Source organism: Rhodanobacter sp. FW104-R8 (assembly GCF_001617365.1).
Taxonomy (GTDB): Bacteria; Pseudomonadota; Gammaproteobacteria; order Xanthomonadales; family Rhodanobacteraceae; genus Rhodanobacter.
This window is the reverse complement of record NZ_LVJR01000075.1, coordinates 1-7,772: the sequence shown is the minus strand read 5'-3', so window position 1 is coordinate 7,772 and position 7,772 is coordinate 1. Positions and strand designations below refer to the sequence as shown.

Annotated in this window: 8 protein-coding genes; 1 reads left to right on the top strand and 7 read right to left on the bottom strand. The window is 69.3% G+C overall.

The genetic code is table 11. The features are described from left to right. Together RHOFW104R8_RS11490 and RHOFW104R8_RS11485 are read right to left on the bottom strand one after the other, a co-directional pair. On the bottom strand, window positions 1-718 hold a 718-nt coding region (locus tag RHOFW104R8_RS11490), incomplete at its 3' end, for a penicillin acylase family protein (RefSeq protein WP_161487802.1). Next, window positions 715-1,494, bottom strand: coding sequence for a phosphodiester glycosidase family protein (locus RHOFW104R8_RS11485; protein WP_201028774.1), 780 nt, complete (start codon window positions 1,492-1,494; stop codon window positions 715-717). The genes RHOFW104R8_RS11485 and RHOFW104R8_RS11490, both read right to left, overlap by 4 nt. Window positions 1,495-1,629: 135 nt before the next feature. Here RHOFW104R8_RS11485 and RHOFW104R8_RS11480 point away from each other — a divergent pair, with 135 nt between their 5' ends. Further along, on the top strand, window positions 1,630-2,118 hold the full coding sequence (locus RHOFW104R8_RS11480) for an 8-oxo-dGTP diphosphatase (RefSeq protein WP_068096092.1): 489 nt from the start codon (window positions 1,630-1,632) through the stop codon (window positions 2,116-2,118). Between the two features lie 177 nt (window positions 2,119-2,295). On the opposite strand, the gene RHOFW104R8_RS11475 is transcribed toward RHOFW104R8_RS11480, so the two are convergent. The 5 genes from RHOFW104R8_RS11475 to RHOFW104R8_RS11455 form a co-directional block, all read right to left on the bottom strand. Further along, complete coding sequence (locus tag RHOFW104R8_RS11475; protein ID WP_068096090.1) at window positions 2,296-3,072, bottom strand: biotin/lipoate A/B protein ligase family protein; 777 nt, start codon at window positions 3,070-3,072, stop codon at window positions 2,296-2,298. After that, on the bottom strand, window positions 3,069-3,389 hold the full coding sequence (locus RHOFW104R8_RS11470) for a biotin--protein ligase (protein WP_235604459.1): 321 nt from the start codon (window positions 3,387-3,389) through the stop codon (window positions 3,069-3,071). The genes RHOFW104R8_RS11475 and RHOFW104R8_RS11470 overlap by 4 nt, the downstream gene beginning before the upstream one ends. A 71-nt stretch (window positions 3,390-3,460) precedes the next feature. Next, a complete protein-coding gene (locus RHOFW104R8_RS11465; protein ID WP_068096086.1) occupies window positions 3,461-3,886 on the bottom strand; it encodes a hypothetical protein in 426 nt (141 codons plus the stop codon). 217 nt (window positions 3,887-4,103) lie between these two features. Next, window positions 4,104-6,344 carry a DNA topoisomerase IV subunit A gene (gene parC, locus RHOFW104R8_RS11460; protein WP_068096084.1) on the bottom strand — a complete coding sequence of 747 codons (2,241 nt, stop codon included), beginning with the start codon at window positions 6,342-6,344 and terminating at the stop codon, window positions 4,104-4,106. Between the two features lie 160 nt (window positions 6,345-6,504). After that, window positions 6,505-7,371 carry a TraB/GumN family protein gene (locus tag RHOFW104R8_RS11455; RefSeq protein WP_068096082.1) on the bottom strand — a complete coding sequence of 289 codons (867 nt, stop codon included), beginning with the start codon at window positions 7,369-7,371 and terminating at the stop codon, window positions 6,505-6,507. Window positions 7,372-7,772 lie beyond the last annotated feature (401 nt).

The window sequence follows — 7,772 nt, the reverse complement described above, 5'->3', positions numbered from 1 at the left end:
GGTCGTACACGTCGGCGGCGGGGACCATCGGCGGGCGCGACAGCTGTCCGCTCAGCGGCGCCTCCCAGTCGGGGGCGGGCGCCAGCAGGAAGTCCACCAGCGCGCCGGGCAGCACCGCGCGCATCTGCGCCATGTGCAGTTCGCGTTCGTTGCGGCCGTCGCCGTCGAGGTCCAGGTACATCGCGGCGATCAGCAGGAGGCTGTCTTCCGAACGCCACGGCAGCGGCCGGCTGTCCAGCAGCAGGTACTCCCACGGCCGCACGCGCAGGCCGGCGAGGCCGGCGTTGACGCCGTCGCGGTAGCGGTCGAGTTCGTGCCGCTGCTCCGGCGGCAGTTGCGCGTAGGCGGCCTCGGCCACGGCGCGCAGGCGGTGGCGGCGGTGTCCGAGGTCGACCTTCAGCGCGACCGGCCCGACCAGCGCGGCCAGCTCGCCGGCACTCGCGCGGCGCATCAGGTCCATCGCGAAGAAGCGCTCCTGCGCATGCACGTAGCCCAGCGCGTAGCTGATGTCGGTGCGGCTTTTGCCCTCGAGGGTGACCGTGCCCAGCGCGTCGCGGCCGATGCTGACCGGCGCCGTCAGGCCCGCGGCCCGGCGCGTGCCGTCGAGCTGCGCACGGCTGCCGGCGAGCAGCCAGCCGAGCGCGAGCAAGGCAGCCGCCAACAGCGCCAGCAGTGCCCACGGCAGGACGCGCAGGACGCGCCGGCGGCGGGCCGTCATGGCTCGGCGAACACCGCGAAGATGCCGGCGTACGGCTTGACCATGAAGGCCGGTGCCCCGGCGTAGCCTTCGCCGTCGACGTACAGCTGCGAGATGCTGCCGTCCAGGTACAGCGCGTCGCGGCAACCGAGCTTGTCGCGGAACAGCCGTCCGAACGCATGGAAGTTCACCGGGGTTTCGCTCACAGCGAAGACCACCTCGGTCGGCGTGCGTGCGCACACGCCGCTGCGCCACTTCATGCTGGCGGAGTCGTCGATGAACTGCTCGTTGAGCTTGCCGTCGATCAGCAGCATCGGGCCCGACTGGGTCGCCCATCGCGCGGCCTTGCCGTCGGCCTTGTACGCGGTGCTGGTGCGCACCGCGGCGCGGCCGTCCGGATACACCACGAACACGCCGTTCGGCAGCAGCGAGAAGTTGCCCGAGGCCGGGTTGCCGTGCGCCAGGTTCAGCGGCACCACCGTCTTGCCGTCTTCCACGTACAGGCCCAGCGGCGCGAACTTGTGGTCGTAGATGCCCGCGTTGGCGGCGAACAGCAGCCGCTGGCCGCGCCGCTCGCCCCACTGGCGCAGCGTCTCGATGCTGCCGAACGGCTGCCCGCTCTGCGGCTCGCGCCAGTGCAGGCTCAGTTGCTCGTGCCTGAGATTCAGGTGAACGACGCGGTAGGTCTGGCCCTCGAACGCCAGCTCGGCGCTGTCCAGTGCCCGCGCATCCGGCGTGCAGCCGGACACGCCAACGAGCAGCAGCCACGGCCACAGCACGTGCAGCAGCCGGCGCATGGAAAAGAGGTGGAGCAGGGGCGGAGCGGGTGGGCGCATCCGCCGATGGTCGCCGGCCGGCCGCGCTGGCGCAAGCCTGCCGGCACGGTCGCACCGGCAGCCGTTAAACTTGGCGTTTTTCCCTGGTGCCCGACCATGCCCTACACCCCGATCGTGGCGACTCTCGGTTACGTGCTGTCGCCCGACCGCGGCGAAGTGCTGATGATCCACCGCAACGCCCGTCCGGACGACCTGCACCTGGGCAAGTACAACGGCCTCGGCGGCAAGATGGAACCAGGCGAGGACATCGCTGCCTGCATGCGCCGCGAGATCCGCGAGGAGGCAGGCATCGGGTGCGAGTCGATGCAACTGCGCGGCACGCTGAACTGGCCCGGCTTCGGCAAGCACGGCGAGGACTGGCTGGGTTTCATCTTCGTGATCGACCGCTACAGCGGCACGCCGTTGACGGCCAACCACGAGGGCACGCTGGAATGGGTGCCGCGCGCGCGGCTGATGGAGCTGCCGATGTGGGAGGGCGACCGCCACTTCCTGCCGCTGGTGTTCGATGCCGACCCGCGCCCGTTCCACGGCGTGATGCCGTACAAGGACGGCCACATGCAGTCGTGGTCGTACAGCCGGCTGTGAGTGGCGGCGCAAGCATCATCCGCATCGTTGCGGCGGTGATCCGCAGCCAGGTCGGGCGAAGTTGCGAAACGCCTCGCTGCGGGCGGGCACTGCCAGCCGGCTTTTCGACACGCCATTGCCAAGCAGCGGCGGGCAGTGCCCGCCCCGCGCGACTTATTTATTGATTGCCATTTGGCATCAGGTGACGTCGTCGATCCAGGCCGGGCTGCTGAACTTCGTTTGCGCGAGGGTTGCGGCCTGGGCCAGTTCGTCGGCGCGTAGGCTGTCGTCGCTGAGGCCGTGCAGTCGGCGGAAGGTGGCGACCATGCGCCCGATCACCGCCTCGCGCGGCAGGCCGGTCTGGCTGCGCAGCGGGTCGACCCGCTTGGCGGCGCTCTGCGTGCCCTTGTCGGACAGCTTCTCGCGGCCGATGCGCAGCACTTCCAGCATCTTCGCCGCGTCGATGTCGTAGGCCATGGTGACGTGGTGCAGCACCGCGCCGCCGCGGTGCACCTGGGCGGCGCCGGCGATCTTGCCGCCCTCGGAGGTGATGTCGTTGAGCGGCTGGTACCACGCCTTGATGCCCAGCTCGGCCAGCGCTTCCAGCACCCAGGCGTCGAGGAAGGCGTAGGCTTCCTGGAACGACAGCCCCTTGACCAGCGTCTGCGGCGCGTAGATCGAGTAGGTGATGGTGTTGCCCGGCTCGATGAACATCGCGCCGCCGCCGGAGACCCGCCGCACCACCTCGATGCCGTGGCGCCTCGCCGCTTCGCCGTCCACTTCGTTGCGCAGCGACTGGAAGCGGCCGATCACCACCGCCGGCGACGCCCATTCCCAGATGCGCAGGGTCGGTGCGCGGCGGCCGGCGCCGACCTCGTGGGTGAGCACGTCGTCCAGCGCCATGTGCAGGGTGGGCGACTGCGGCGCGGTGTGGATCAGCTGCCAATCGTGGTCGCGCCAGTTGGTGCGGATCATGCGGCGGACTCCTGTTGCAGGGCACGGTGCACGGCCACCGCGATCGCCTCCGGCGAAATGCCGTACATCATCACGTCGGCCGCGAGTGCGTCGCGCACGACGACGGCAAGCGCGGCTTCGTCGGCGTGCTCCGGCTGGCCCTCCAGCGTGCGGTTGATGGTGGCCAGCGTGCTGTCCGGCTCGAGGAAGAAGTCGCCGCTGAGCTGCACGTCGGCGAGGCGGCCGTCGCGCACCTCCAGGTCGATCACCACCAGCTTGCCACCGGGCATCTTGTATTCGCCGTGCATGGGCCGTTGCTCCGCAGTAAAGATCGTCATGCTGCCCGTTTCCGGCGCGGCTGGCGATGATGCCGGTCACTCGCGGGCGATGCCATCAACGCGGTTTTCGCTCAGTGGCCGCGGCCGTGGAAGTGGCCGCTGCCGGCGCCGACCGAGATGCTGACCCCGCCGCCAGGGTGGTCGCACTCGCCAAAGCGCTGGCTGAGGTTGACTGTGCCGGTCTGGTAGTTGCCGCCGACATGGTTGCCGCCGACCACGCCCATGCCGACGCTGCCGTGCAGCTGCGGCTGGTTGTAGGTGGAGTCGTCGCAGTCGGGCCGGCTTTCGGCGGCGGCTGCGGTATTGCCCATGCGCCCGCTGGTGTCGCCGTAGTACACGCCGGGCGCGTCACGGGCCGGCGCGGCGGTGGTGCTGCCGGCGGCGGGGAGGTCGCCGGGCGGCAGCTTCAGGTTCAGCGGCTTGCCCGCGGTCTGCGCCCACGCCGGTGCGACGAGCAGAGTGGCCAGCAGGGCGGGAAGAAGCCTTGGGATGTTCATGCGCGCTCCGGGGTTGTCACATATCCAACGCGCGATGCCGCGCCGGCGTGTACACCCTTGTTGGAAAGGCAGCCCGCCGACAAGTTCCGCATCAGCCTCCGGCCGCTCGTAGGAGCCCGCTTGCGGGCGATGCCTTAGATGGGGAACGCAAAGGCATCGCCCGCAAGCGGGCTCCTACCGCATGCCTGTCCATTCATGCATGCATGTGGACGCTTGTTCAGGCGGTGGTCTCGATCCGCTCGACCCGGCGCAGGCCGCGCGGCAGCAGGCCGCCGCGGGTGGCGCGGTTGCCGCCGTACTCGACCAGGTCGGCCCACTTCAGGGTCAGCTTGCGCTGGCCGGCGTACAGGGTGACCTCGCCCTTGCCCTCGGCGACTACCGCCACGCCGGCCACGCGCTCCTCGCCGCTGGCGAGTTTCGCCTTGGGGATCTCGATCAGCTTGTTGCCCTTGCCCTTGTCCAGCTCGGGCAGCTCGGCCACCGAGAACATCAGCAGGTGGCCCTCGCTGCTGACCACCACGATGCGATCGCGCGCCGGGTCGGCGCTGACCTGCGGCGCCAGCACGCGGGCGCCGTCGCCGAGCGTGATGACCTGCTTGCCGGCCTTGTTGCGCCCGGTGAGCGCCTCGAAGCGGGTGACGAAGCCGTAGCCGAAGTCGGTGGCGAGCACCAGCCGGGTGTCATTGTCGCCGGCGATCACCGCGTCGAAGCTGGCGCCGGCGGCGGGACTGAAGCGGCCGGTCAGCGGCTCGCCGTTGCCGCGCGCCGAGGGCAGGGTATGCGCCGGCGTGGAATAGGCGCGGCCGGTGGAGTCGATGAACGCCACCTGCTGGGTGGTGCGTGCCTTCACCGCGGCGAGCAGGCCGTCGCCCTCGCGGTAGTTGAGCGCGTCGGCGTCGATGTCGTGGCCCTTCGCCGCGCGCGCCCAGCCCTTCTGCGAGAGCACCACGGTAACCGGCTCGCTGCTCACCAGCGCGCTCTCGTCCAGCGCCTGCGCAGCCTGGCGCTCGACCAGCGGCGAGCGGCGCGCGTCGCCGAATTTTTCGGCATCGGCGCGCAGTTCGTCCTTGATCAGGCCCTTCAGCTTGGCCGGCGACTTCAGCAGCACGTTGATGCGCGCGCGCTCCTCCTCCAGCTGGTCGCGCTCGGCGTTGATCTTCATCTCCTCGAGGCGGGCCAGCTGGCGCAGGCGGGTCTCCAGGATGTAGTCGGTCTGCTCCTCGCTGAGGCGGAAGCGCGCCATCAGCACCGGCTTGGGCTCGTCCTCGCTGCGCACGATGCGGATCACTTCGTCGAGGTTGAGGTAGGCGATGTGCAGGCCTTCCAGCAGGTGCAGGCGGCGCTCGACCTTGGCCAGGCGATGGTTGAGCCGGCGGGTGACCGTGCTGGTGCGGAAGGTCAGCCACTCGGCGAGGATCTTCTTGAGATCCTTCACCTGCGGCCGGCCGTCGAGGCCGATCATGTTGAGGTTGACGCGGAAGCTCTTTTCCAGGTCGGTGGTGGCGAACAGGTGCTGCATGGTCTCGTCCGCGTCGACGCGGTTCGAGCGTGGCACGATCACCAGCCGGATCGGATTCTCGTGGTCGGACTCGTCGCGCAGGTCCTCGATCATCGGCAGCTTCTTCGCGCGCATCTGCGCGGCGATCTGCTCGAGGATCTTCGACGGGCTGACCTGGTGCGGCAGCGCGGTGATCACGATGTTGCCTTCCTCGCGCCGGTACACCGCGCGGGCGCGCACCGAGCCGCCGCCGGTCTGGTACATCGCCAGCAGGTCGGCACGCTGGGTGATGATCTCCGCCTCGGTCGGGTAGTCCGGTCCGCGCACGTGCTCGCACAGGTCGGCGACGGTGGCGTCCGGGTCGTCGAGCAGGCGGATGCAGGCGCTGGCCAGCTCGCGCAGATTGTGCGGCGGGATGTCGGTGGCCATGCCCACGGCGATGCCCATCGAGCCGTTCAGCAGCACGTGCGGCACGCGCGAAGGCAGCCAACTCGGCTCGTCCATGGTGCCGTCGAAGTTCGGCACCCAGTCCACCGTGCCCTGGGCCAGCTCGCCCAACAGCGCCTCGGCGATCGGGCTGAGCTTGGATTCGGTGTAGCGCATCGCCGCGAAGCTCTTCGGGTCGTCCGGCGAACCGAAGTTGCCCTGGCCGTCGACCAGCGGGTAGCGGTACGAGAACGGCTGCGCCATCAGCACCATCGCCTCGTAGCACGACGAATCGCCGTGCGGATGGAACTTGCCGATCACGTCGCCGATGGTGCGTGCCGACTTCTTCGGCTTCGCGGTGGCGGCCAGCCCCAGCTCGCTCATCGCGTAGATGATGCGCCGCTGCACCGGCTTCAGGCCGTCGCCCACGAACGGCAGCGCGCGGTCCAGCACCACGTACATCGAGTAGTCGAGGTAGGCCCGCTCGGCGTACTCCTTTAGCGGGATCTGTTCGTAATTGGCTTGCAGGTTCATGGGGTTGGATCAGGGAAGTGGCGCGCGGCGCGCGGGATAGCCGGTCGATGGTGCCAGAAAGCGCCCGCTTCTTGTAGGAGCGCACCCTGTGCGCGAGCTCTTGGTCACGTGACGAAAAGCATCGCGCACAGGGTGCGCTCCTACATCGGCGGCGATTCCGCTACTGGCGCACGGCCTCGACGCCCAGCTTGCGCAGCTGCGCCTGCACGCTGTCCGGCCCGGCCAGGTGCGCGGCGCCCACGGCAATGAAGACGGTGCCGGGCTGCTGCAGCATCGCGGCGATCCTGGCCGCCCAGACCTGGTTGCGCTGCACCAGCAGCAGTTGGTAGAGCCTGGGCTCGCGCCGGCGCATGTCGTCGTTGCCGATGCGGGCGATGGCATCCACGTCGCCGGCCTTCCAGGCGTCGATCAGCTCGGCGAGCTTGACCGAGTCGTCTGCGGCCTCGCGCATGGTCGAGCGCAGGAAGTCCAGCTCCATGGCGCGCGGCATGTCGGCGAGCAGGCGGATCTGCTGCTCGGCGGTTTCCAGCCCCAGCACCGGCTTGCCGACGGCGGATACCTGCGCCTTCAGCTGTTTGTCCACGCCATGCGCCGGATCGAGTCCGGCCTTCAGCAGCGGCGATACGGTGAGCGTCAACGCGGCCAGCCACGGACGCATCATGTCCAGCGTCTGCATGCCGCCGGGTACGCCGGCCTTGTTCGCGAGGATGCGCAGCCGCTGCGCATCCGCCTCGCCGAGCTGGGTCGACAGCGGGTGCGCCGGGTCCATGCCGTGGCGCAGCACCAGCGCGGCCATGTTCGCCGCATCATCGTCGACCAGCTCGATGTACAGCGTCTGGCTGTCCGAGAGCGCGCGATCCAGCGCCGGGTAATGCCAGCTGGCGTCGTTCGGCAGCAGGTGCACGGTGCCGAACAGGTAGATCGTGGTGTCGGCGTCCTTCACTACCCACAACGCAGGATGGGCGACGGCTGCCGGCGGCAGCAGCAGGAACAGGCAGATGGCGATGCGGGCGAGCAGATGTTTCATGCCCGCGAGTGTTGCGGCAAGTGCGCGGCAGTTCAATCCGGTATCCCGGATTGTCTGCGATGGCCGGTGCTGGTCAGCTGCCCGAACGCCGGCGTGGCGGTTCGCCCTTCAGCCAGCACACGGCGATCAGGCCGGCCGTGAGCAGTGCGAGGCTGATCGCGAACATGACGGGGCTTGTCACTGGCCGCAGGAATCGAAAGACGAGCGCAACACACCCCGCATAGACGGCGAGGCAAGCCCAGCCCTCCCGCCGAGCCGGCAGACCCCAACCCCAGCCGTACCGCTTGGCCGGGAACCAATACTTGTTCGAGCTATCCATTTCGGTTCCTAGCAGGGTGTTGAGAATGCGCCCCTCCGATGCCGGTCGATAGCTCTCGGCTATGGATCATCAGGCGTAGCCG